The sequence below is a fragment of the Pelosinus sp. sgz500959 genome (assembly GCF_042610375.1).
GTDB lineage: Bacteria > Bacillota > Negativicutes > DSM-13327 > DSM-13327 > CTSoil-075.
Genome location: NZ_JBGJZL010000002.1, coordinates 257458 through 283195 on the forward strand (window position 1 = coordinate 257458; position 25738 = coordinate 283195).

The following is a 25738-nucleotide window of genomic DNA, read 5'->3' on the forward strand; positions in this document are numbered from 1 at the left end:
TATCATGTACGTTTAAACTACCGTAAAGAATATATTTTAGGCAATAGGTGATACTATGGACTTAGTTGTAACAACTGTGCAGCATCCTTCTAATGATATAAATACTCTCGCTCATGAGATCGCAACAACACTCAATATACCTTTTGTTCCTCGCGCTAAACATTCTCTCATGGCCATAAAAATTCACTATCAAGTTGATAATGTGATCGTTGTGGCGCAAAAAGGGCCACTTGTAAATACGCCAGGTGGGGAATATTTTTTTCACCTTAATATGGCAGAATTACGCATAAAAAATCTATTAAATGGTCAACATGACCATATGGTATCTGCCATGGCATTAACAAAAGGGATGTCAGTCCTTGATTGTACCCTTGGGCTTGCTACTGATGCTATTGTTGCAAGTTATATAATAGGGGATACAGGAAAAATCCTCGGTTTGGAGACATCGCCTATTGTTGCTTTTATTGCCAGTTATGGTCTGCAGCATTTTAAAACCGATGAGCAATATCTGATCGATGCTTTTCGTCGTATTGAGGTTAAACATAGCCACTCTTATAAATACTTAACAACGCTCTCTGATAAAAGCTACGATATCGTCTATTTTGATCCCATGTTTCGCCATCCTATCCATAGCAGTTCCAATGTGAAACCGCTGCGTTATTTAGCTGATAATAGCCCACTTACTAAAAATACTTTAAAAGAAGCCTGTCGCGTAGCAAAGAAACGAGTTGTTGTGAAAGAGTCAAATAAAAGTAACGAATTCACACGCTTAGGAATTACGAATATTTACGGTGGGAAATATAGTAGTATTCACTATGGCGTAATTGAAATAGGAGACTAATAGATGGAACGTATGATTGCTGTTATAGGACCAACGGCTGTCGGCAAAACAAAAGTCAGTATTGATTTGGCAAAAATGCTAGGCACTGAAATTATTTCTGGCGACTCAATGCTCGTTTATAAAGATATGAATATTGGTACTGCTAAGCCAAGCATGGATGAACGCTCTAATATTCATCATCATTTGATCGATATTCTTGAACCTAATGAAGATTTTAGCGTTGTAGAGTTTAAAGAACGTGCGAGTCAGCATATCACTCAGATTAATCAGCAGGGTCATATTCCTGTTTTGGCAGGGGGTACTGGCTTATATGTAAAGGCTTTGTTAGAAGGGTATCAATTTAATCCCACTCCTAGTGATGAAGAATTGCGTAATAAACTTGATCTTTTGGCAAAAGAGCATGGTAATCAGTATCTTCATGATCAACTAGCTAAGGTTGTTCCAAGTGCAGCAGAGCGTCTTCATCCTAATGATCTGCGTCGCGTGATACGAGCTTTAGAAGTTTATTACTTAAGCGGCGATACGATTTCACAGAATAAACTCGTAGAAGAACAGGAACTTCTCTATGATGCCGTTGTGATCGGTCTGACAATGGATCGGAAACTTTTATATAGTCGCATTAATCAACGGGTTGATCTGATGATGGAGCAAGGATTAGTAGATGAAGTAACTCGTTTACTCGCAAAAGGGGTGCCGATTAACTGTCAAGGGATGCAAGGCATTGGTTATAAGGAAATTGTGAGATACTTGCAAGGTGAAATGGATTTGTTGACTGCAACAGACAATATTAAGCAAGCCACACGAAATTTCGCAAAACGTCAATTGACTTGGTATCGTAAGATGCCATACATTACATGGTTTGATGTGAATGATTTTTCTGATTATAATCAAATGATGGAAAGTTTTTACAAGGTTATTGCAGGAAAATTTAATCTTGAAGTAGAATGTAAACCAGTAAACATAAGAAACGGAGGGATTAATCGATGACAACAAAAATTATTAATTTACAAGATAGTTTCTTAAATCAAATACGTAAAGAAAATAATCTACCTGTAATAATCTATCTTATAAATGGTTTTCAACTTCGTGGTGTTGTGAAGGGGTTTGATAATTTTACTGTAATTATAGAAAATGACGGAAAACAACAATTGGTCTATAAACATGCGATTTCAACCATTACACCTCTTAGGCCATTAACTGCTGGTTTTCAGGAAAAGAAAGACGATAAGTAAATAAATAAGCCCTAATAATAAAAAATCTCTTGGTTAGAAGCTAAGAGATTTTTTGTTATTAGGAATCAGAACATAGAATGTTTTATGCTCACCATTTTTCTTTTGACTGCATATAATGGTATCACTTATAGTCATGTAATGAGGTGGTAATCATGACATATATTTGGCCCCATGATGTTTTTCTAGCGATTGAAAAAGGAGAAATATCAGCGATTCAAGCGCTGCAAACATTACAAGAAATTGATAATGTAGCTGGATCAAGCGTTAAAGCCAATCATGGTAAAAAGCCAATTGATGAAATTTTTCATGAACTAGATAATTTGATTGGACTTTCAGAAGTGAAAAAAATTGTTCGAGAACTTTATGCTTTTATTGAAATACAACGGCGCAGAAAGCAAGAACAGTTACATACAGAACCCTTAGTTTTACATATGATTTTTAAAGGCAATCCAGGAACCGGAAAAACAACAGCGGCTCGGCTTATGAGTCAATTTTTCTGCGAAATTGGTATATTGACTCGCGGGCATCTGATTGAAGTAGAGCGAGCTGATTTAGTTGGAGAATACATTGGTCATACGGCGCAAAAAACTCGTGAGCAATTAAAAAAAGCTTATGGTGGTATTTTATTTATTGATGAGGCATATTCTCTAGCGCGAGGTGGGGAAAAAGATTTTGGTAAAGAGTCAATCGATGTACTGGTAAGCGCGAGGGTACAAAAACCTAAAGCCATGAAACCATATAAAATATGGTTTCATGGCTTTTTACGTAATCAGAAAGTATAACATATTCTTGATTAAAAGTAAGGGCAACTAAGACTTCTTTATAAAAATTTTAAATCAATCGTAAGTTCAGGTCTACTGTTCCTTCCATAGGTCCTATCAACGCGTTCGACAACTACTTTTTCAAGTACAGCGCGAACAGCAGCTTTTCGCTCATCCTCCTCATAATATTGAGTATCTTTAAAATGTTTTTTTATATTTTTGGCAATATCTTCAGGACTCGCCCGCGGCACAAAAAAATTCAATTCAATTTTTAAGGTTTTTTTAGTGATCTCAATGTCAATGAGCTGCTTGTTAATCTCATCTAACTGTTTTTCTGCATCGTTACTATCAATGACTTGTTGGCGAAACCAACGCAGGATCGTTTCTTTTTGTGTTGATATTTTTTTTTCAGTCTCTGTTAGTTTTAGTAAGGTATTTTTAATCTTTGTAGTTACAATTGGATTACCAATATCTTGTGCGTATTGAGCAATTATTTCAGGAGTTTCTGCGAGCTCGCATAATTTATTCCATACTAACTCATCCACTATGACAGTAGGGACACGTCTAACTGTGCATTTTTCATTTTCTAAGTACATATATGAAGTGCTAACTTGGGTTAAACAAACATAATAACTGACTGGATGATCAATATTACCAGAATGCTTAATGCTCATTTTTCTGCCGCAGTTTGCACAATAGATGAGACCATTTAAAAGATGATCATATTTTAAATTTCTTTTTGCAAAATCTTTATTTGCTTGCAGTTGTTTTTGGGCAGAGTGCCAGGTGACTTCATCGACAATCGCTGGTACCTGGATCGGTATCCATTCAGATTCTGGTCTTGTTTCAATTGTACGCGTATTAAAACCTGTCTTGGTAGATTTGTGTTTCATGCTATGAACAATACCTTTATAGGCTGTATTGGTGAGTATGCGATGTATACTCGATACAATCCAACGATCACCACGGGGGGCGGGTATACATTCATTATTAAGTTTCTTACTAATAAGAGCGGTACCCAGTTGATCTTTTATACAAAGATCAAATATTTGACGTACAATAGCAGCTTGCTCTTCATTAATCATATACATGCTGTCAGCTTTACTATAATCATATCCAAAACAGTGGCCGTTATTTACAAGTTTACCTTGGCGAGCTTTCCCTTTTTTACCACGGTTTGTTCGTTCTTTAATCTTCTCTTTTTCATATGCTGATATGGCACCGCGCATGGAGTAGAATAACTTTCCTTCAGGGGATTCTTCAAAAGTCACTGAAACAAAGAGCAGTTTGGCTCCTGACTTTTCTATTTCTTCTGTAATAATGAGTTGGTGGGCTAAGTTTCTAGCTAAACGATCAGGATCGTAGATCACAACTATATCAAACTCTTTTCTTTCCAATCCGTCACGCAGTTGGGTGAGAGCCGGACGATCAATATATTCGCCACTATAACCATCATCAATAAACTCTATGAACGTTACTGCTCCAAATTCAATTGCTTTTTGACGAATTTCTGCCAGTTGAGTTTCTAGAGAATATCCCTTTTCTGCTTGGTCGGCCGTAGAAACGCGGATATAAAGCGCTGCAATCATATAAGCCTCCTTTAGGAAACAAAAAGCTGATTGCATAACACAATCAGCTTGGGTATAATAGCGTTTGGGAGAGTTGAGACCTCTCCTAAACTGAATACAGGAGGTGAGTGTAATGCACTTGAAAACGAAATGGTTCCAGTTCTCCATTTCAAGTGTTGCCTTATGGGTGATTTATAAAATCATCCAAGAAGTAGCTAGATAGCCTCCAGTATTCTGATAACCGTTTCTGTTGGTAGCAGAGACGGTTATCTATTTATATGCCCATTATACTGATATTTATACTAGTTGTAAATGAATTTTATGCATTATACTGGTGTGAAGTGATGCACTTATTATAAAGAAATACTTGTAAAGCGGACAATCACATTCAGCATACACTGTACTAGTATAGATCGTTTATTAACTGGGAGGCGAATTTTTTTGGAAAATACCAAAAGAATTAACAGATCTAATATATCGCCAGAAAAACTAAAAGAAGTAAAAGTCCGTTGGGGCATCTTAAATAAACCAACTCAAAATGCACTTGAAAAATTTAATCGAATATTAGCAAAAGCTCAACTAAGGGTTTATCGTGAAATTGAGGAAAATAAATAGCCGGATTTCCGGCTTGGATAAAAATGGACAGGTAGCAGGATTAACTATGGAGTGATTACGAAGGTCAGTCAGTTGACTGACCTTCGTAAAATTACTTTACAGAATTATGTTCTATGACGTAGGATTCTGAAATGCTACGTTTGTCATGATTAATATGATGGACTTCTTTTTTGACAGTACCGTTGGCTAAGTCTTTTGCTAGGCCTCTTTCGCTAGGCATTCTATAACGAGTATATGATCCGTCTATTACATTTTTATCCATAAATTCACCTCCTAATAGTAGTTTAACCATAAATTAATGATTAATGTTGAGGCATGAATGAACCCGTTATCTATATTTAACTGTAAAAATAGGAGCACTTTGCATAAAAATGGCAAAGTACTCCTAAGTGATTTATTCCTTGCCTATCGCCTTGTCGAGCCGAGCTTTGCTGATGTTATAGTCAAATAATGAGTTAGTATAGTTGGTTTTTGCCTGGTTTAGTGCCAGCTCGGCATCCATAACATCTAAATTGGTACCGACACCGGCACTATAAGCTTTTTGCGCAATATCAAAATTTACACTGGCTTCTTCAACAGCTACTTTGTTGGTGATTATTCGTTTTTCTGCTTCTTTCATACTCAAATAAGCATCGCTGATTTCTAAGGAAATATTATCCTGTGTTTGTTGCGCTTGTTTCCGTGCGGCTAACTCGCTTGATTGTGCCTGCCTGATTTTGGCTTTGGTATTGCCGGAGTCAAAGAGGTTAAATTGGGTTACCAACATAGCGGTCCAATCTCTGTTCGCCGTGCCTGCAAAGTCGTCATTATCCCAGGCCATAGTCCCGGTCAGCATAACTTTGGGATGTTGTCCGCTTTGGGCAATTTTGATTTGTGCTTCTTCTATTTTAATATTTGCCTGCTGTTGAGCCATTTCCGGACGATTCGCCAATCCATAGGAGGTAACGTCGTCAAGAGCCAAAGCATATTCTTGATAGATTAGCGGTTCTGTCAAGGTAATTTCGCTGCGCAAGGGTAAGCCCATGGTTTTATTTAAGTTGTAGACGGCTAAATCATAATCGCTTTGCGCTTTTACTAAATCATTTTCCCCATTCGCCAGCCGGACCTTGGTTTGCAGTACGTCATGCCAGGGTGCCACGCCGGTATCGTACATTTGCCGGACACGAGTAAGATGAGCGCTAAAATCATTCACCGTTTGTTTGGCAATTTCTAATAGGGTCTGGTTTTGCAGCATATTATAATAACCTGTACTGGCCTCTAACTTGAGATGCTGTTTGGTGGCTGTGATTTCAAGCTGAGATACCTTGTGACTGAGTTTTGCTTGTTCAATTGCGTTTTCCGCTTTGCCGCCAGTGTAGAGCGGGAGGCTGGCGATGATCTGGTTGCTGAAATAGTTATAGGGGGAGACGGCTGCCGAAGAGGGTGACCAGGTGGGTGGAGAATTTGAACGCATATCCGTATGAGTATAATCAATGGATACAGCTTTATTGGTCTGAGCTTCTCTCAGCGCCCAGGCGGTCTGGTCTGTGCGCGCTTCTACAATCTGCAATGCCGGATTATTCTTATAAGTCAGAGAAATACTGCCATCAAGCGAGAGTTCTAACGGCGTTGCCAGGGCAGTTTGGCAAAATAGAGTGGACGCAAGAATTGGTGCGAAGAGAGTTTTTATATAAAAATAAGATGATTTCATAGTTGTCTCCTTTCGATTGGATTATTTTAAGTTTATGTTGCTATGCCAAAGATTTTTTATGCAAAGCAGCAGAGTGACAGGGGAATGCAGTAAGCTAAGAAAATGTCTGTCATTACGTGCATTCGCCGCTGTCAGCTGATCATGAATATATAGGGAAAAGACTGCCAGAAGGCGCGGTTCGCAAATGTATTGGTGACCTAACAAACTAAAGGAATTCGCTGGCTTCCAGCAATTGCGCAATTTGCTTCATGCTACTGAGATATTGACTTTCCGGCATCGTTTAAAGAATTGTTTTTTGTACCGTCATCTGGTTGTGCCTTATACCAGGTAGCATACATAACCGGCAGCACCAGCAAAGTCAGGATAGTTGCTCCCAGTAAACCGCCAGCGATGGCAATCGCCATGGAGCCCCACAAAGTACTGGGTACCAGCGGAATCATGCCTAGGATAGCGGCTGCGGCTGTTAGCATAATAGGGCGGAAGCGGCTGATCGTCGCTGCCACAATAGCGTCCCATAGCGAGTCGCCGACCACCAGATGTTGTTCAATCTGGTCCATCAATATAACGGTATTGCGCATAATAATACCGAACAAGGCCAGAATTCCCAATTGGACCACAAATCCCATAGGACTTCCGGTGAGGAGGAGACTGATGGATACACCGATAATACCAAGAGGCGCAGTTAAGAGGGTTAACAGCATTTTCGGTATACTTTGCAGTTGCGTCATGAGCAGAATCATAATGATAATCATCATGGCTGGGATGGGTTCCGCCAGGAACTTGCTGCTTTTAATACTGCGTTCCGTTGCACCGTCAAATTCAATGAAATAGCCGGCTGGTAGACTGCTTCTGAGTTCCTGGAGGTTGCCGTAAACTTGCTTGGTCACGCCCGAGCCGGTAAGTTTAGACGTGGGATTCAGTTCCGCCTGTACCATAATCATGGGTAGCAGATCGCGCCGGTAAATTAAGCCTTCTTCGGCGTCATAACGGATGGTGGCGATTTGGTCAAGCGGGACATATTTGCCGTTGCCGATATGGATGTTGAGGTCTTTTATTCGTTCCGGGTTATTACGGTCCGCTTCCGCAAACCGGAGAACCATGCTGACGGTTTTATCCTGCTCACGAAATTCGGTAATAGGTGCTCCAGACAACTGGGTTTGGAGGGATGCGGCCAATTCATGGGAACTGAGTCCGAGGGCTTTTGCTTTTGCCTGGTCAATCTCCAAGTGCATCACTTTGCTTTTCTCATTCCAGTTGAGGTTTACGTTTTGTGTAGCCGGATGGGCGGCCATGGCGGCGCGGACTTGTTCAGCGATTTCACGAACTTTTCCATGGTCAGGGCCTTTTACCCGCAGCATCACCGGATAATCGGGTCCCGTTCCTGTGAATAATAACTTTATATGCCCCCGAACACCTGTAAATTCAGTGTTTAATAATTGCTCGGCTTTTTGGGCCAGCGTATTACGGGCTTGAACATCTTTGGTTACTACAATGAATTCAGCGAAATTCGATTTATTGAAGGTTGGTTCAAAACTGAGCACAAAGCGAGGAGCTCCTTCACCTACATGATAGGTGTAATAGGAAATATTCGGGTCGCCGTCCAATTCTTTAGCAAACTGGCGGGCCACTTCCTCGGTGTTGGTTAGGGAAGCTCCTTCCTGTAATTTGAGCTGGATGACGAGCTCCGGACGGTTGGAAGCAGGAAAGAATTCCTGTTTGACCAATCCCAAGAGAAAGATAGAGCCGATAAATACGGCGGCAGTAGCTGTTAGTACGGTTTTACGGTAACGCATGCACCAAAGTAACAAGCGTTTAAATCGCCGATAAAACGCGGTATCATAAAGGTCATGGTGCGCATTGCTTTCATCGGCTGTTTGCTGGGCCGGTTTTATTTTAATAAACTGATAACCGAGCAAAGGCGTAACTGCTCCGGCAATCAGCCAGGAAGCAATGAGAGCGAAGAATATAACCCAAAAGAGATCGACGCAAAATTCGGCGGCAAGTCCTTTGGAGAAACCGATGGGAATAAAGCCCGCGCAGGTTATTAACGCCCCGGTCAAACGCGGATAGGCGGTAGAGGTATAGGAAAAACAAGCAGCGTCAAAGCGGCTCCAGCCTTGCTCCAGCTTGACGATCATCATTTCAGTGGCGATGATGGCATCATCGACCAACAAGCCTAGCGCAATGATGAGAGCCCCTAGCGATATGCTCTGCAAAGCGATGCCTGTCAGGTACATTAAGGTAAAGGTAATGGCAATGACCAAAGGAATGGTTAGGGCTACGACCACGCCGGACCGCATACCCAGACTGGCAAAGCTTACGATTAAGACGATGACGATCGCTTCGACTAGGGATTCAACAAATTCGTCTATGGAGGATTTCACAACTTTCGGCTGATTGACAGTTTGATTGATTTCCAGCCCGACTGGCAGTTCTTGTTTTATTTGGGAGAGAGTACTATCAAGATTTTTACCCAGTGTCAGAATGTTACCACCGGTTTCCATCGCCAGCGCAATGCCGACGGCCGGCTGACCGTTATAGAACATTTTCGGGTTGGATGGTTCGGCATAGGCGCGAGTCACCTTGGCTATGTCTCCCAGACGGAAGGTGCGGCCACCAGCCTGAATGGGCGTAGTGCGAATGTCTTCCAGATTTTCAAAGATCCCGGTAATTCGTACGTAAGCATTGTCCGATACCGTTTCCAGCATGCCGGCGGCGGCCATGGCATTTTGCTCCTTTAAGGCGGCTGTAATTACGGACGGATCAAGACCTAAACGGGCCAGTTTGCTATTTTCGATTTCAATGTAGATTTTTTCGGTTTGCACCCCCAAGAGCTGGACTTTGCTCACGCTGGGAACGTTTAAGAGAATACGGCGGATTTTTTCGGCTCTTTCCCGCATTTCCTCGTAGGTAAACCCATCACCGGTCAGCGTATAGACCACGCCATATACTTCATCGAACCGATCATTGAAGCTGGGTTGTGAAACGCCTTCCGGGAAGGTTCCTTTGATATCATTCACCATATTGCGGGCTTCCACCCATCTGGCCCGAAGCTCCTTGGCGGGCACCTGATCTTTGAGATTGACGTAAATCACCGTATGTCCCGGTGTAGAGTAACTTTTCAGATAGTCAAGCCCAGGCAGGTCCTGCAGTTTCTTTTCAATTTTATCCGTAACCTGCTCTTCCATCTGGCTGGCGGTGGCTCCTGACCAGGAAACGCTGACAATCATTTGTTTAATGGCGAAATCCGGGTCTTCCATGCGTCCCACATTCTTATAGGAGAAAAGGCCGGCAACAAAGAAGAGGAAGACAAAGAAATAAATGAATTGTTTGTGGTTTAATGACCAGGCGGTAAGGTTAAAATGGTTCATAGGGCATCACCGGTTGTTTTTACCCTCTGTCCTTCTTTCAATTTATGAACGCCGGCGCTGACAATCAGATCGCCTGGCTGCAGTCCAGCTAGCACCTGGATAGTGCCATTGCCGAAGGGCCCGGTTTGGATGGGGCGCAGTGTCAGAATATTGTCGTTCACAACCCAGACGGCGGGCGTATCGCCAGTCTGATAGAGTGCAGACAGTGGAATGGAAAATGCAGTATGGGCAACGCCACCGGCTAAGGAAACGGTGGCCGTCATACCCAGCTTGACAGATGGCGACGGATTGAGCAGGCTGACGCGCACTTTGAAGGTGCGAGTCGCCGGATCTGCCATAGGAGCGATTTCCCGTACGGAGCCATTCAGTGTCAAGTTAGGTAAGGCCCAGAAAGTAACGTCGAGATGTCCGGCGTTTTTTAGTTCTTCCAGCCGATTTTCAGGAACATTGATTTCGATTTCCTGCTCTCTGTCTTGGACAACGGTGACAACCGTCTGGCCGGCGCTGACAACCTGGCCAGCCTCGGCGGTGATTGCGGAGACAACCCCTGTCTGATCAGCTTTCAATAAGGTGTAATCTAGCTGATTAGCGCCTTGAGTATACTGGGCCCCCGCCTGCTGCACCGCAGCAGCAGCTACATCATAGGCATTAACATACTGGTCATACTGAGCACGACTGACCGCGCCGCTGTCCAGTAATTGCCGGTAACGGCTCAAATTGCTTTCTGCCAGCCTAAGTTGCGATTGGGCGGAATATACCTGAGCAGAATTACTGCTTACCGTCTGTTGAATGTCTTTAGCATCAATTTGCATCAGCACATCGCCGGCATTGACTACGCTGCCTAGCTGAACATTGCGTTTGATGATCTTACCGGTGACTTGGAAGGCCAGCTGGCTTTCCAAGCGTCCGCGTACTTCACCGGCGTAGCTATAACCTTGCCCTGCAGTTACTGCCTGGACGACCTGGGTACGGACCACTGGAAGGTTTTCTGGTTTACTGGTTGTTTTTGCAAAATGTGTTTTTTCCATGACTCCGGCCAGTAGGCATCCTACCACTAAGGTGGCCAGGGCATAGTAATGTTTTTTTTGGCTGAGATTCAGTCGCATGTTGAACATAGAAACACTCCTTATCGTATATAATCTGTTTTTCCGGAAGAGAATTTACGGTGCGCGCCGGGCGATGCCAAACAGCAGAATGTCCAATAACTCAGCTAGAGAGGGGGGAGCCTGACGAAAGGGGCCGAGAAGCATTTCGTCAGTCATTATTTGCACTAGCTTGGTATCGACGTAATGCCGTTTTAAATCAGACAGAGCGTTCTGGCTGAAAGCGGTGAATAATTCACGGTATGTAGCGAGTAAATCCTGGAGTTCGTCGGTAAGTGAACGATGAGAGAATGGGAGAGGTGGTTGCCTGATTCTTGTCAGTATGAAACTGACAAGCTGTCGGATTAATTCTGGTTTGCTGTTGAAATAGGGATGCAGGCTACTGGGAGAGAAAGATAGGCGAACTGTCAACTGATCTATCGTCAGGGCATTTCCATACTGATTAAATGTAGTCAGGGCTATCGTTAAGATTTGCTGACGCATGGGTGCATGCTGTGACACAGGAAGCTTCCTCCTTTAGTAAAGTAAATAGAATAAGAGTAATATGCAAGCCCCAAATAGCAAAAAGCTACTAAACCTCTTCAATTGTTCTGCAACAAAATAAAAGATAAATTATTAGCAGAGAAGTCTGGGGGAAGTGCCAGACATTTATAGAAAGGTTAACTAGGTGAACGATGGTTTAAAAAGATAAGGATGTCTTTCGCATACTTTCGCAAAGGATATCCTTGTTGCTGAAGTATCACATTTTCAGCTGCAACCAGATAAACTTGATTATAGGGTAATTACCTAGATAGATTGTTTGTTGCCAGAATGCACACCAGGGAACGATTGATTTTACTACAGTCAATGAAAAAAATGAACGGGCAAAGAGCCAATCAGACAACATTGTTGGGTGATGGCGTATTCTGATTAGGGCAAGTGGGAAGACCTGCGTGGTTTCGTTTGACAATCCTTAAAGTATCCATGTATATACAGCCGATAATCCAGAACTGAAAAATCCGTCATAGCAGTCATATTTCTAAAAAAGGTTAACTAGGTGAACGATAAGACGGAATAACAAGAATGCCGGCGGAGAAGGCTTATTTCGCCGGCATTTGTTGCTAAAACATCTTGTTATTTTTATATGGTTAACAGGGCAACTATAAAGCAAATTTTTTATTCCTGCTGCTTCATGTGGTCAATATATTGCTCCAGCTCTTGCAGGATATCGTTGAGAAACAAATATTCTTCCGGTGCTAATGAGTTGATTTTTTTCATAATGCCGCTGTCAAAGGTCTCGTGAAATTCGAAGTGATGTTGAACCGCAATCCGGCCTTTGTCCGTCAATTCCAAAAGAATATTTTTTTTATTGCCGGTTTCTTGATAACGGTAGATCAGATTTTTTTGGATAAGTTTATGGACGATCTTTGGCAGGGCGCTTTTGGAAATGCCCTGTCGGTCTGCCAGTTCGGTCACGGTTATGCCTGGATATTTACCGATCATTTCGAGGGTATGAATTTCTGATGAGTATAAGAGGCTGTCTGTGCCAAATTTATTTGGCTGTTTCATAGTCTCAAAAAAATTCTTTGACAATCTAAAAATAGATCCCAGCATTTCTTTTCTTTGTTCTGTCATTGTTTTAACCTCATGTCGTTGTTAAAATATCAAGTTTGATGTTCTATAGTTATATTGTATACTAGGTTAACAATTTGTCAAGCAATACTTCTACAAAGAATGTAAAAGACCAATAAGAAAATGGAGGGGCAAATGACTGTTTCTGAAAAGTAACGAAGGATTAGATAAATCATGGAAATCGCTTCTATTGAGGATGACCGGCACATAGTGTTTACAGATGGTGATTGAGATATGCGATTGATGGAGAGAGATGTTATGAGTAATTTTATTTATGTCTATTTACAAATTGATTTCAATTAATTAATATATATACATGCTATTGCATATAAAGTAATAGAAAAAAACATAATTGTGTAATAACAATAGAAAGGAGGAGTAAAATGGTAGTATGGAAAGATGAGTTTAGTATTGGCGTAGATCTCATTGATGAAGAGCATAAACACTTATTTGTCATTGCTAATGAAATTTATGACTTATTAAATAATGATTTAATTATTGATAAATATGACCAAATCTTATATATTATCAATAACTTAAAAGATTATACAATAAAGCATTTTGCAGATGAAGAAGCGTATATGCTAAATTGTGGTTATCGTAAATTTTTATCTCATAAAGCCTTACATATTGATTTTATTGAAAAAATTAATGCTGTTGATTTAGAAAAAATTGATAATGGTCAAAATCAATACCTTGTAGAAATTATGAATTTCGTTTGTAATTGGTTGATTGAGCATATTTTAACTGAGGATAAGATGATTACTGCTTAAAACTTATTGAGTATATTAGGTTATACTTATAGTACATATGATTTAATGAATGCTGCCTTGCTCTTATCAGTGGGGCAGCATTTCTATTAATTGGATTGACAACATATTTTTGTCATTCTTTTGCCACATTTTTGTCACATCTTAATGTTATAATGAATTCATATACAGATAAGGAGGTTGTTTGATAATTGAAAAATATAGCTAAAAAAATTATTGTATACTCAATGGTCGGCATGATGCAGGTTGGTTTCGGTACATCCATATTAGAGGCTTCACCATGGCAAAATCAATCAGAGCGTGGGCTTCAGCAATATGACCGAGATGATCGAGATGACCATGACAGAGATCATGATCGAGGCCATGATCAAGACCGATATGAGCACGAACGGCATGAAAGAGAACGACAAGAACGAGAAAGACAAAGAGAGCATGAACGTCATGAGCGAGAACGAGAACGAGAACGAGAACATCAACGTCATGAACGTGAACGGATTGAAAACGAAAGACATGAACGTGAGATGGAACGGCATCGATTTGAAAGTGAACGAGCGTGGCATGAACGCCAACGCAGAGAAAATGAACGTCATGAAGAAAATTTGAGAAGAATTGCTCATGATATTTTAGATTTGATTCTCGATAAATAATAACTATGAAGATTAGGATCAAAAAAGAAACCTGCCTTTATTAGTGGGATGCCTTGTACTGGATAGTTGAGAAAAATTCCAATACAAGGCATTTAGTTTATTTGTGAAATAATTCGAGCAATAGTTAATATTTATAATTCACACAATTGTATCTTTTAACGGAATAAACTTATTAATTTACAATTGTTGTCAATTGATATATATTTACCTTAATGATAATACTTTGATTTGAAAGGAATGATTATGATGGCGAATATATATTGTCATGATGGACGTTGTGAATCTACGCATGAAGAAGCTCCTAATATGGAGATTAGTGATCGAACTATAATTGGTGTTTATCTTTTAATGATGATCGTTTTTACAGCTATAGTGTGGTATGAAGTTTCTATAGGAATTTATATCGATCCTACATCTCTGACCTGATTTACAACCCTCGCGATTTCTAACAGGAAATGTGGGGGATGTTTTCTATAAAATAGTAAGCACCTGCTAAATTAACATCAATTTAGCAGGTGCTTACTATTTTATAGGTTTTTAAATTTATGTTATGGTTAAAGCTATGGAAGATCATAAAAATGATCTCATTTTAATTTTAGCTGGTTATCGAAAAGAAATGGACTTTTTTCTGGAAACAAATCCTGGTCTTCGTTCACGATTTCCCATACAGATTGATTTTCCAGATTATAGTCAAAAAGAATTACTGCATATAGCCGAACAAATGTTTGCGAAACGCCAATATAGCTTCTCAGCCGATGCTCAATCGGCACTATTGAACTTATTATTGTCTCATCAAAGTCGCAGTCGTGACAATTTTGGTAATGCCCGTACAGTGCGTAATATCATCGAAAGATCCATTAGACGGCAAGCAGTGCGATTAATTTCTCAATCAAGCACGACGAAACAAGAGTTGATGTTAATCGAACCTGAGGATTTATGGGAGGTGAAGGAATGAGGGAATTCATTATTGTTGGTCGCCCTAATTCAGGTAAGACTATGTTTATTCTCAACTTCGCCGCATATATTGGTAGTAAGAGTGTCGATGTAACCTTTCGCAGCTATGATGGATTAGTAACATGCCGCCATTTTTCTATTGAAGAAGCAAAACAGCAATTATGTGGTATGGCACTGCATAAAACAAGATCTTTACAATCTTTGATTCTTAAGATTGCTCTTGGTAAAACCGTAATCAATCTAAAAATAACAGATACTTGTGGTATTGCTGAAAAAATTCATCATGATGAGAGTATCCGTCGTGGCATGGCTCAAACTTTGAGTTTACTTCGTTGTGCGGATTATATTTTTCATATTGTTGATGTTTCTTGTATCTCAGAAGAATATTTAAAGGATTCAAGTACGATCGATCATGAAATTTATAACTATGGTGTAATTCGTAATTCCTATACTTTGTTAGCAAATAAAATTGATTTACCTTCCGCGGAAAATAATATTACTAAATTAGCCTATTTATTTCCTAAAGCTAATGCTATCCCTGTATCTGCATTAAGAGGCCAAGGATTTAAAGAGGTGAAAAAATGTGTGGTTCACAATATCTGAGATGGTAGGTATTGTATGTGCCGTAATCTTATGTTCAATTTCTGTTAAACTTGTTGATGATTTTTTAGATTATGATCTTGATAGTTGTACTGGTTGCTATAATTTTACAACGATATTAGGCAAAGGTACTCTTGTTTATGGAATGCTAGCATTGGCTTTATCAGCAAGTATAAATGCCTCTGTGAGTATGCCCTTATTTCTTTCCAGTTATATTGTTGGTATGTTTAAAGATGAAGAACAAGTGTTCCCTAGTCGTTTCAGCGGCTTACAAGAATCTCTATTTGTTTTTATACTTGGCATCCTAGTATGGGATTGGAAAAGCATGCTATTTTCTCTCTTTTTTGTTGTATCTATACAATTATTTGATGATTATATAGATATACATACGGATCAACTTGCTGGTTATCGTAATTTAGCCTACCGTTTAGGTAAAATTGAATGTTTACTGTTATCCATATTGACCATTCTTTTATCCTGGTGGATTGAAGAACATATGTTCCCTGTTGTATTTTTGGGCACTGCAATCTTTTATAGTACTCTACTATATTATCAAAGGAGGTCCTTATCTTGTTGATTGCAATCATGATCGTAAGTACATTGTTATTCGGTTATCGTTGGGGCAAACGTGATGGATGGGTAGAGGGGTATGAGCAGGGTAAAGTCGATCTTCCTTTATTATTAAGAGAGCAATCATTAAAACAGGGTTATTGCTCATTGTGTAATAGCCCTCCATATGACCCTCCATCAGAAAGCAGGAAATTCCATGAATTGTCAGTGACGAATAAAGTCTATGATGAAAAGCTCTCATCAACAGTTCAAACCGTTGATGAGAGCTTTTATGGCTAATTCATTTGTATTGAGGAAAAACTATGCCCAAGATATATTGACATGGGAAATAACGTTCTTTTTGAAAATTACTTTTTCTATCTGGAGCAATATGTAGTATAATAATAAGGTTATTCTGACTTATAAAATGAGGTGTTATTTTTGTTGTAACTCAAATTTCCTTCATAAGCAGGATTTTAGATAGGTTGTTATTACAAGGATAATAGCATAAAGGAGTGTGAGATTATGTCGATGATACATGGAGAATTAAATGGTATACGTAAAAGCTTTCTGACTCGAATAGAACAACTTTATGAATTTTCAGTGCCTTTTGGACAGGTGATAACCTTTGAACTGGCACAAAAGATGATTGAAATTACAGCAGATCTTAATCGTGAACTTGCTGTATATATAAATAGGCGGGGACAGATTACATCAGTTGCAGTAGGTGATCTTACCACTGTCGTTTTACCTGAAATTGATGGTCGTCGCTCAAGCAACCGTTTGAGTGGTATACGTTGTATTCATACTCACCCAAGCGGTGATACTGAATTGAGTGGTGTCGATGTGGCCTCTCTTAAGCAAGTTCGTTTTGATTTAATGGCTGCCCTTGGACAAAAAGACGGTGTGAATCAAGTCAGTTTTGGTATTATTACAGATATTAAAAATGATCTTTTTAATACAGAAACCATTGGGCCTTTATCGTTAGAAGATTTTATTGAACTGGATATTACGTATTTAACAGCACAAATTGAACGTCAACTAGAACTTAATACGAAAACCAGTGCGATTGCCGAAACGGAACGGGCTCTCCTTGTCGGTCTGGAACGACAAGGAAAATGGGCGATTGTTGACTCTCTCAAAGAACTGGCTCAACTCGCTGAAACAGCAGGGGCTGAAGTACTAGGTATGACTTGGCAAAAACGTGAACGTCCAGATTCTGCTTTGTTTATCGGGCGGGGCAAGGTACAAGAACTCAGCTTATTGCGACAAGAAAAAAATGCAAATCTTATTATTTTTGATGATGAATTGTCACCAGCGCAGCAACGAAATCTTGAAAAATTACTGGGCGTCAAAGTTCTTGACCGTGCGGCTCTTATTTTGGATATTTTTGCTCAACGGGCGCGTTCTCATGAGGGGAAACTACAAGTTGAACTTGCTCAATTGCGTTATACCTTGCCAAGACTTGGGGGACAAGGTTTAGTCCTGTCAAGACTAGGTGGTGGAATTGGTACAAGAGGACCTGGCGAAAGCAAACTAGAAGTCGATCGACGACGCATACGCGATCGCATTAATGATATTGCGCAACAAATTGAAAATATTAAAAAACAGCGGAATTTACATCGTAAACGGCGCGAAACAACACGTATCCCAACCATTTCCCTTGTCGGCTATACCAATGCAGGAAAATCAACGTTGCTCAATACTCTCACAGCGTCCGATGTGCTGGCAGAAGACAAATTATTCGCGACTCTTGACCCAACGACGAGACATATTTCTTTGCCAGATGGACGAGAAGCCCTTCTTACAGATACAGTTGGATTTATTCAAAAACTTCCTCATCATTTAATTGCAGCTTTCCGTGCGACTCTTGAAGAAGTTATACAGGCAGATGTTCTCTTACATGTGATTGATGTAAGCCATCCTCAATATAAGGAACAAAGTCAAGCTGTATTTCAAGTACTGCGTGAACTCAATGCGGATACTAAACAATTAATTACAGTGTTTAATAAAACTGATAAAATAGAAGATCAAGAATTTCTCAATGAGTTATTACAACAAGAGAATAGTATTGCTATATCAGCTTTATCAGGAGCAGGTACAGACAAACTATTTAACCTTGTTGAAAATTTTCTTAAACAACAAACTATTGAAATTCGTTTATTGATTCCATATAGCGATAGTCATATCATTGCTAAATTATATGATGTATCCACAGTGCATTCTACTGATTATCAAGAAGATGGTATTTACACTGTCATATCATTGCCACCAGATCAAATCAATCGTTTTAGTACATACGTAATAGGAGCTGAACATAATGAATAGTTTTCCGCCAGAAATTCTGGAAATACGCAAAAAAGCCTTAGAACAAGTTCAACCTTTTTTGACCGTTGTTGATGAAATCGCTGAAAAAAATACAGTTAAGGTGCTAAATACTTTTCGCAAACATAAAGTCTCTGATTATCATTTTCGCACGACCTCTGGTTATGCCTACAATGATGCGGGCCGAGAAAAGATAGAAGCTGTTTGGGCTGATCTGTGCGGGGCAGAAAAAGCATTGCTTCGTACCCAATTTGTCTCAGGCACTCATGCCTTAGCTACTGTTTTATTTGGTATTTTACGGCCAGGTGATGAACTTTTATCTCTAACAGGAGCGCCTTATGATACCATGCAAACAGTCATTGGTCATACTTGTACATCACCTGGTTCTTTAAAAGAATTTGGCATCCATTATTCAGAATTACCGATGATTGATAGTGGGGTTGATATAGAAAAAATTGCTGCTTGTATGAAACCAAACACTAAGATGGTATTAATCCAACGGTCGCGTGGTTATAGTATGCGTGCTCCTTTAACGATTGAAGAAATTAAAGAGTTATGCGCCCATGTTAAGCAAATTAATCCTCATTGTATCTGTTTTGTTGATAATTGCTATGGAGAATTTGTTGATACTCAAGAACCAACAGCTGTTGGTGCCGATATTATGGCTGGGTCACTCATTAAAAATCCAGGGGGAGGTCTTGCTCCTACGGGCGGGTATATTGTTGGCAAGAAAGAACTTGTTGAACAAGCGGCCTATCGGATGACTGCACCAGGAATTGGTGATGAATTAGGTGCCTCTCTTGTTGATAATCGGTTGTTATTTCAAGGTTTATTTATGGCATCTCATACAACGGCGCAAGCTGTAAAAGGTGCAATCTTTGCCTCTGTATTCTTTTCTTTATTAGGGTATAAGACATTGCCACAGCCTTCTGCCAAACGTAGTGATATTATTCAAGCCATTGAACTGGGATCACCAGAAAAATTGGTTGCTTTTTGCCAGGGCTTGCAGAAATATTCACCAGTGGATGCTCATGTACGGCCGGAACCAAGTGCAATTCCTGGATACCAAGATACAGTCATTATGGCTGCAGGAACCTTTATTCAAGGGGCGTCAATTGAGCTTAGTGCAGATGGACCTTTGCGTGCACCGTATACAGTTTATTTACAAGGCGGACTAACTTTTGAACATGCAATCATTGGTAGCATGGGAGCTGCCACAGAAATATTAAATATGTAATAAATTTCATATTTAGCAGGTAAAAGTAAATACATGTCGAATCAGTTGATTAATAAGTTGTAATTTATTACTTTATGTGTCTTACAGCAGGAAATTCTATAAAAATGTCGAATTAAATAATAATATCGTGGTGGGATTCTATGGAATATATAATGATAAGTATGTTGACAATCTCTATTTTCACATATATTGTCTATATGCTAGCTAATAAAATATTAGCTGTCCAGATGCATATAAAATTTCTTGTTTTATGCGCATTTTGTGCTTTTTCAATCAGTTTAATTTTACCAAGATTGTTTGTTGGTTTTGCTGGTCTAACTGGTACTTTGTGTATAGTTCTTCTATTTGGACTGATTTCTTCCTATTTTATTGCACGTTATTATGATGCTGAATTGCGAAAAGCTCCATTAAAAAGCCCTTTAGCTACAAATTCAGTTGCAAATTCTATGGAAATTTCAGAGATGATAGAATCAATTTACCAAGAACCTCTTCAACCCTCGCCACCAGCAGCACTCAGCTTAGAAAATGTATTGAAAAATACACAAGAACCAACAGAAAATCTTAAAAGTATTACTGAATCGATGATTAAAGAGTATTTTTATCCAGTACAATATCAAGATGAAGGTTGGAAGCTAATTAAAGTTGAGACGATTGTGCAATTACCAACTTTAGAAACGATCCCTGCGCCGACTGAAGTTAGCGTTAAGGAATATTTCTATCCGATAACATATAAAGAAGGAGTTATTACTTCTTTTTTAAAGGAACTTGCCAATACGAATCACGAAAAGAAAGAATATTCTTATCCCGTAAAATATGACGAGGGAATTATTGTTTCTTTTTTAGAAAAGCTTGCTAATGCGGAACAACAAGAAAGAGTAGAAGAAATAGAAGAAGTCCCAGTGGAAAAGAATGAAGAAGTAGAGGTTGTTAATGACCTTATGGATGTAAGAAAAGAAGAAAATGAAATGGAATACGAAGAAGAAATAGCCCTTCAAGAGGAGAATGTAACAACTGCATTGTCTGATTTGACAACAACGACTGAAGAGTTAGATCTTTCTTCAGTAGATTTAGACACTTTAATGGATGTTGCTTTTTCACATAAAGAACAACGGAATTTTCTTCAAGCTCTTACAACTTTCCGTCAGGCATTGTTTTTATATCCTGATAGCGAAGCTGCTCCGTTCTTAGTTGTTGAAATAGGAACTATTTTAAAGAATCTTGGTTCCTATAACGAAGCGATTCAAGTTTTTACTGAAGGACGATTGCTTCCTGGAGTTATTCATAACACGAGCCTTGATCAGGAATTTATTAGCAATATTGCTTATTTGCGTGTTGTGAAAAATGTTTTAATTAAAAATTCTTTAGAATTTACGCCATTGAATCAAATTCCTTCAAGTGCATTCAAAGAAATCAATGATGAATTTTCTGAATGGCGTAGTCAATCTTAATATTTAACATGATGTAGGAGGCTTATTATTTAATGAAAAAAAGTTTGGATATTCTTGGATTGCCAGTGATTGATATTAGTGAAGGTGATGAGATTGGTACAATCACAAAAATTGTTATTGATCCAGCAGAAGGTTCAGTAGCAGCTTTAGTTATTGATGATGGAAAATGGTATCGTGGTGCGAAACTGCTTCCTTTTTCTGCAATTGCCGGTTTGGGCGAGTCTGCACTTACAATTATTAGCAGCAGTGCTATCTTATCAATTGAAAATTCTCCTGCGCTTGAACAATTATTGTGTAATGATGTTACGATCATTGGTACAAAGGTATTAACTAAAACTGGTCGCATTCAAGGTATTGTAAAAGAAATTATTGTTGATATGACAGGCAGAATTACAGTTTGCGAAATTGAAGAACCTAATGGTGAAGTAAGTACTATTGATGCAGACCGCATTCTTACTTTCGGTAAAAAAGTTCTCGTTATCGCTGATGAGAATGAAATAGTGAATACTCCTGTTTCTACTCCGGCTCCTGAAGTCGTAGCGGCACCAGAAGTGAAAATAGAAGCTCCTGCAAAAGAGACTCCTGTAAAAGAAAACGCCAGCGATGATTCCGCAAGAAAATTCGATGAAAAACAGCGTAAATATTTACTTGGTAAGCAAGCAAGTCGCCGAATTGAAACAGACAATGGCGTGGTGATTGTTGAGCAAGGTGGAGAAATTAATGAAGAAGTTTTACAAAAAGCTAAGCTAGCTGGCAAGTTTGTTGAACTGTCTATGAATATTCAATAAATAAATCCCCGCTACGGCGGGGATTTATTATCACGTAATGAAATAACCGAAAGGGTGCACCATTTTGCAAATTGCACTAGCGAAACCTAAAATTAAGCTAATTTTCTTTTTTTCTATGATTGTAATTTTTAGTTCAGTCAGCTTAATGGCTACAAATGCTGCTTTTTTATTTACAGATACGATCTATAATGGAGTCAATATTGGTAATGTTCCAGTAGGTGGTTTATCCGTTGATGAGGCAAAAGATGCACTTCGGATCGCTTTTGAAGAGAAAAAAAATCAATCAATGATTACTATTGAATATGAAAAAAATACTTGGTCTATTATGCCGCAAGATATTGAACTGTCCATTGATATTGATGAGCTTGCTATACAAGCTCATAATGTTGGTCGTGGCGGAAATATCATTAAAATCTTACAAGAACGTTACATAACTGCCAATGGGGGATATACTCTTCCTTTTACCTATTCATACAATCATGATAAATTGTATAACGTGATCGCTGCAATTGCTCAATCTGTTGATAAAGATCCTCAAAATGCTCTATTACTATATCAAAATAAAATCATTGAAATTAAACCTGAGGTTTTGGGACAAAAAGTTGATATACCTTTAACCTTAGATGGAATTACTAATGAATTAGCGACTAAAATGCAATTTACTAGTAAATTAATTGTTAATCAACAATATCCAACGATTACATCACGCGATTTTGCTGATATTGACTCTTTACTTGCTGTCTATACAACGGAATTTGATCCAAATAAAAAAAGTCGCTATCAGAATGTTGCAATCGCCTCAGAACACATTGATAATCGTCTTGTTCATTCTGGTGAAGTATTTTCTTTTAATCAGGATGTTGGTTTGCGGCTTCCGGAGTATGGATATAAAGAAGCGCCAGTATTTGTTGATGGTAAGTTGACCTTGGATTGGGGTGGAGGCGTCTGTCAAGTCAGTACAACTTTATACAATGCAGTTCTATTGGCTGATATGGACATTGAAGAACGGGCATCACATTTTGAGCCTCCTGGGTATGTGCCAATGGGTCAAGATGCTACGGTTGCTGATAATCTCATTGACTTTAAATTTAAAAATGTCTCGTCTCATAGTATTTATATTAAAAGTGAAATTTCTAATAATCAAATTACTATTTCTATTTTTGGAAAAAATGTTTTAAATCCTCCCGAGATTCGTATTGAAAGCGATTCAAAGACTTTAGAATACAATACAATTATTAAACAAGATAGTTCTTTACCAGTTGGTAAAGAGATTGTCGAATCGGTAGGACAAAAAGGTTTTGCAGTAACAACATACCGAATAAAATTGGTAAACGGGAAAGAAATTAGTCGGGAAAGACTATCTTCGGATGAATTTAAACCTGAGGATCGCATTATACGCGTCGGGACAAAAGCGCAACCTCAAAAAATCACCAAGTAAAAAGAAACGACAGCACAAAGCAGTGCTGTCGTTTCTTTTTACTTGCAATCCCCAAACATATTATAGTCTTGCGAATGTAAGAATAAGAAAAAACTCGGCTTATACCTGACCCAAAGGGTAGAATAAATCGAGTTTTTTCTTTATCTTTAACAGAGCTTATCATAACGACCTATATCATGCGAAATACACCAATGACTTTGCCTAGAATTGATACATTGCGGGAATAAATAGGTAACATGCCATCATTTTCGGGTTGCAAACGAATGCGATCCTTTTCTTTAAAGAAACGTTTTACAGTTGCTTCCTCTTTATCGATGAGTGCAACTACGATATCACTATTATTGGCCATAGCTTGTTTGCGTACCAATACATAATCTCCATCTAAGATACCGGCATTGATCATACTATCGCCTTGTACTGTTAGCATAAATACATCTTCACCATTTCCGATCAGAGATGTAGGCAGAGGATAGGTTTCTTCAATATTTTCAATTGCTAAAATAGGTTGACCAGCAGTGACGCGACCTACCAATGGAATGGGTGCAAAATGCTCTTGCCGCCACAATGATTCATCCAATACTTCGATGGCTCTGGGTTTGGTAGGATCGCGACGCAGAAGTCCTATTTCTTCAAGTTTGATTAAATGGCTATGCACAGTTGAACTCGAACGTAAACCGACTGCTGTACCGATTTCCCGTACAGAGGGTGGATAACCTTTAGCACGCAACATATCCTTAATATAGGTTAAAATTTGCTTTTGCCTAGTCGTCAATAAAGCCTCTTTATTCACAATGTCATCTCCTAAGTAATTTATATATATTCGTACAATGATATCAATATTATTATACCAACTATTAGGAAAAATAGCAAACGCTCGTTCGTCCATGTTTGCAACTTTTAAGAATCAGTGCACATATGTAAAAAAAGCTTCAGTCAATTCATTTTTTATTATACTATTTGCCCTGTAAGGCAATATTTTTACACCCTGCATAGTAAACCATCCACAACTTAATTTAAATGGCGTATAGGCTCAATATGGATGTCGTTTTTTACAAACCGACATTTAGACCTCTATTGGCAGCCGTTGTTATTAAGCCTGATCGCAAACTATCACCAGAATATTTTTTTTCATCTAAACCCGCAGCTTTTGCTAATTTTTTTACAATTAAAGCAACGGATTGATCTCCTAGTACTCTTTCGCCAACTTGTCCATGTCTATTTATACGTCGAAAGAGGGGACCTGATTCAATTTTTGCTGCTTTTAGCCATTCTTGTAGCGAACGTACAGGACAAGTTTCCAGATGACTGCCATAGTAAATGCTTTTTTTATTCCCTTGACCGTTCTGGTCAGTTTTGCTATTCTGCATCGTAATGGTCAGGCCATCACAATTAAATTCAATGTCATCCATCATGATAGCCACCAACTCAGAACGACGAACACCTGCCGCAAAACCAATTAATATCAAAGCGCGATCTCTAATATCAATTAAACTATCTCCTAAGGTATTAACCATAGCTCGGATATCTTCAACCACTGCTGCCGTTTTTTTATTAGGTGTAGTATTTTTTTCGTGTAAGCTTAAGCTTTCATTATGGTATTTTTTCCAAACTAATTCTGGTAAAACAATACTCGAAATTTCTTCTTGTTCATAAAGCGATTTTATATTATATTGCGGCCGAAATTTATCTATTAAATAAATTTCATATATATCCATCTCTACTTTTGTTTTAAGAGAAGAATAAAAAATATATTTAACATTATCATAACACTCATCTGTTAAATGACTGTCTGCTTTAAAGTGCTGCACCATTCTAGCTGGCAACCGTATAGTTTTACCTACATATATTATTTGATTATTATCGTCAATAAACTTATAAACAACATAATCATTAGCATTAGATTTTTGCTTATATTTTTCCGCACGTTTTTCTTTAGCAAGTGCATAGTAATTCCTATCCATATCCTTGGAAGAGCATTCAAGACAGAAACTTCCTCTAAAATTTTTTTCATATTTAGCAGTTCCACAGTTAGAGCAATGCATTAATCCTTGATTCTTTAAATCCTCACAAAATTCTTTACTAGATATCGTATGCATAAGAAAGAAGTCATCCTTTAACAATTTATTTTAACCGTAATTATTTAAAGTTGAGGAAAAAGAGCTAAGTGATCAAAATATCGGCTGACTACCC

At 38.8% G+C, this 25738-nt stretch carries 26 protein-coding genes; 17 read left to right on the top strand and 9 right to left on the bottom strand.

Annotated elements, in window-relative coordinates; all coding sequences use genetic code 11:
• The first annotated feature begins 55 nt into the window (after window positions 1-55).
• The 4 genes from ACAN52_RS03900 to ACAN52_RS03915 all read left to right on the top strand — a co-directional run bounded on the left by ACAN52_RS03900 (window position 56) and on the right by ACAN52_RS03915 (window position 2855).
• Window positions 56-841 carry a class I SAM-dependent methyltransferase gene (locus tag ACAN52_RS03900; RefSeq protein WP_378952525.1) on the top strand — a complete coding sequence of 262 codons (786 nt, stop codon included), beginning with the start codon at window positions 56-58 and terminating at the stop codon, window positions 839-841.
• Between the two features lie 3 nt (window positions 842-844).
• Entirely contained in the window at window positions 845-1828 is a 984-nt protein-coding gene (gene miaA, locus ACAN52_RS03905; RefSeq protein WP_378952528.1) for a tRNA (adenosine(37)-N6)-dimethylallyltransferase MiaA, read from the top strand.
• Entirely contained in the window at window positions 1825-2073 is a 249-nt protein-coding gene (gene hfq, locus ACAN52_RS03910; protein WP_378952531.1) for an RNA chaperone Hfq, read from the top strand. The genes miaA and hfq overlap by 4 nt, the downstream gene beginning before the upstream one ends.
• A gap of 152 nt (window positions 2074-2225) precedes the next feature.
• Entirely contained in the window at window positions 2226-2855 is a 630-nt protein-coding gene (locus tag ACAN52_RS03915; RefSeq protein ID WP_378952534.1) for an AAA family ATPase, read from the top strand.
• A 38-nt stretch (window positions 2856-2893) separates the two neighbouring features.
• On the opposite strand, the gene ACAN52_RS03920 is transcribed toward ACAN52_RS03915, so the two are convergent.
• Window positions 2894-4423, bottom strand: a complete 1530-nt coding sequence (locus tag ACAN52_RS03920) for a recombinase family protein (RefSeq protein WP_378952537.1) — start codon at window positions 4421-4423, stop codon at window positions 2894-2896.
• A 420-nt stretch (window positions 4424-4843) separates the two neighbouring features.
• On the opposite strand from ACAN52_RS03920, the gene ACAN52_RS03925 reads away from it, so the two are divergent.
• On the top strand, window positions 4844-5017 hold the full coding sequence (locus tag ACAN52_RS03925) for a hypothetical protein (protein WP_378952540.1): 174 nt from the start codon (window positions 4844-4846) through the stop codon (window positions 5015-5017).
• Between the two features lie 91 nt (window positions 5018-5108).
• Here ACAN52_RS03925 and ACAN52_RS03930 read toward each other — a convergent pair whose 3' ends face one another.
• From ACAN52_RS03930 to ACAN52_RS03955, 6 genes are all read right to left on the bottom strand, one after another.
• Window positions 5109-5279, bottom strand: a complete 171-nt coding sequence (locus tag ACAN52_RS03930; RefSeq protein WP_378952543.1) for a hypothetical protein — start codon at window positions 5277-5279, stop codon at window positions 5109-5111.
• 132 nt (window positions 5280-5411) lie between these two features.
• Complete coding sequence (locus tag ACAN52_RS03935) at window positions 5412-6707, bottom strand: TolC family protein (RefSeq protein ID WP_378952546.1); 1296 nt, start codon at window positions 6705-6707, stop codon at window positions 5412-5414.
• Window positions 6708-6958: 251 nt separating this feature from the next.
• Window positions 6959-10078 carry an efflux RND transporter permease subunit gene (locus tag ACAN52_RS03940; RefSeq protein WP_378952549.1) on the bottom strand — a complete coding sequence of 1040 codons (3120 nt, stop codon included), beginning with the start codon at window positions 10076-10078 and terminating at the stop codon, window positions 6959-6961.
• Entirely contained in the window at window positions 10075-11193 is a 1119-nt protein-coding gene (locus tag ACAN52_RS03945) for an efflux RND transporter periplasmic adaptor subunit (protein ID WP_378952552.1), read from the bottom strand. The genes ACAN52_RS03940 and ACAN52_RS03945 overlap by 4 nt, the downstream gene beginning before the upstream one ends.
• A gap of 45 nt (window positions 11194-11238) precedes the next feature.
• Window positions 11239-11682: a TetR/AcrR family transcriptional regulator gene (locus tag ACAN52_RS03950; protein ID WP_378952555.1), complete on the bottom strand. Its 444-nt coding sequence runs from the start codon at window positions 11680-11682 to the stop codon at window positions 11239-11241.
• 654 nt (window positions 11683-12336) lie between these two features.
• Entirely contained in the window at window positions 12337-12795 is a 459-nt protein-coding gene (locus ACAN52_RS03955; RefSeq protein ID WP_378952558.1) for a MarR family winged helix-turn-helix transcriptional regulator, read from the bottom strand.
• 380 nt (window positions 12796-13175) lie between these two features.
• Here ACAN52_RS03955 and ACAN52_RS03960 point away from each other — a divergent pair, with 380 nt between their 5' ends.
• The 12 genes from ACAN52_RS03960 (at window position 13176) to ACAN52_RS04015 (ending at window position 23548) form a co-directional block, all read left to right on the top strand.
• Window positions 13176-13565: a bacteriohemerythrin gene (locus tag ACAN52_RS03960; RefSeq protein WP_378952561.1), complete on the top strand. Its 390-nt coding sequence runs from the start codon at window positions 13176-13178 to the stop codon at window positions 13563-13565.
• 188 nt (window positions 13566-13753) lie between these two features.
• Window positions 13754-14209: a hypothetical protein gene (locus ACAN52_RS03965; RefSeq protein WP_378952564.1), complete on the top strand. Its 456-nt coding sequence runs from the start codon at window positions 13754-13756 to the stop codon at window positions 14207-14209.
• Between the two features lie 243 nt (window positions 14210-14452).
• A complete protein-coding gene (locus tag ACAN52_RS03970; protein ID WP_378952567.1) occupies window positions 14453-14635 on the top strand; it encodes a hypothetical protein in 183 nt (60 codons plus the stop codon).
• A 124-nt stretch (window positions 14636-14759) separates the two neighbouring features.
• The gene (locus ACAN52_RS03975; protein WP_378952570.1) at window positions 14760-15164 is read left to right on the top strand and encodes an AAA family ATPase; all 405 of its coding nucleotides are present in this window, start codon (window positions 14760-14762) and stop codon (window positions 15162-15164) included.
• On the top strand, window positions 15161-15766 hold the full coding sequence (locus tag ACAN52_RS03980) for a GTPase (RefSeq protein ID WP_378952573.1): 606 nt from the start codon (window positions 15161-15163) through the stop codon (window positions 15764-15766). The genes ACAN52_RS03975 and ACAN52_RS03980 overlap by 4 nt, the downstream gene beginning before the upstream one ends.
• Entirely contained in the window at window positions 15747-16340 is a 594-nt protein-coding gene (locus tag ACAN52_RS03985; protein ID WP_378952576.1) for a hypothetical protein, read from the top strand. The genes ACAN52_RS03980 and ACAN52_RS03985 overlap by 20 nt, the downstream gene beginning before the upstream one ends.
• A complete protein-coding gene (locus tag ACAN52_RS03990) occupies window positions 16334-16612 on the top strand; it encodes a hypothetical protein (protein WP_378952579.1) in 279 nt (92 codons plus the stop codon). The genes ACAN52_RS03985 and ACAN52_RS03990 overlap by 7 nt, the downstream gene beginning before the upstream one ends.
• Window positions 16613-16837: 225 nt before the next feature.
• Window positions 16838-18640, top strand: coding sequence for a GTPase HflX (gene hflX, locus ACAN52_RS03995; protein WP_378952582.1), 1803 nt, complete (start codon window positions 16838-16840; stop codon window positions 18638-18640).
• The gene (locus ACAN52_RS04000) at window positions 18633-19874 is read left to right on the top strand and encodes an aminotransferase class I/II-fold pyridoxal phosphate-dependent enzyme (protein ID WP_378952585.1); all 1242 of its coding nucleotides are present in this window, start codon (window positions 18633-18635) and stop codon (window positions 19872-19874) included. Before hflX ends, ACAN52_RS04000 begins: the two co-directional genes overlap by 8 nt.
• A 140-nt stretch (window positions 19875-20014) precedes the next feature.
• A complete protein-coding gene (locus tag ACAN52_RS04005; protein WP_378952588.1) occupies window positions 20015-21322 on the top strand; it encodes a tol-pal system YbgF family protein in 1308 nt (435 codons plus the stop codon).
• A 32-nt stretch (window positions 21323-21354) separates the two neighbouring features.
• Window positions 21355-22110 (top strand): PRC-barrel domain-containing protein, encoded by a 756-nt coding sequence (locus ACAN52_RS04010; protein WP_378952591.1) that lies wholly within the window; start codon window positions 21355-21357, stop codon window positions 22108-22110.
• A 64-nt stretch (window positions 22111-22174) separates the two neighbouring features.
• Window positions 22175-23548 carry a VanW family protein gene (locus ACAN52_RS04015; RefSeq protein WP_378952594.1) on the top strand — a complete coding sequence of 458 codons (1374 nt, stop codon included), beginning with the start codon at window positions 22175-22177 and terminating at the stop codon, window positions 23546-23548.
• A gap of 169 nt (window positions 23549-23717) precedes the next feature.
• Here ACAN52_RS04015 and lexA read toward each other — a convergent pair whose 3' ends face one another.
• Together lexA and ACAN52_RS04025 are read right to left on the bottom strand one after the other, a co-directional pair.
• The gene (lexA, locus tag ACAN52_RS04020; RefSeq protein ID WP_378952597.1) at window positions 23718-24338 is read right to left on the bottom strand and encodes a transcriptional repressor LexA; all 621 of its coding nucleotides are present in this window, start codon (window positions 24336-24338) and stop codon (window positions 23718-23720) included.
• Between the two features lie 259 nt (window positions 24339-24597).
• On the bottom strand, window positions 24598-25644 hold the full coding sequence (locus tag ACAN52_RS04025; RefSeq protein ID WP_378952600.1) for a GIY-YIG nuclease family protein: 1047 nt from the start codon (window positions 25642-25644) through the stop codon (window positions 24598-24600).
• Window positions 25645-25738: the final 94 nt, after the last annotated feature.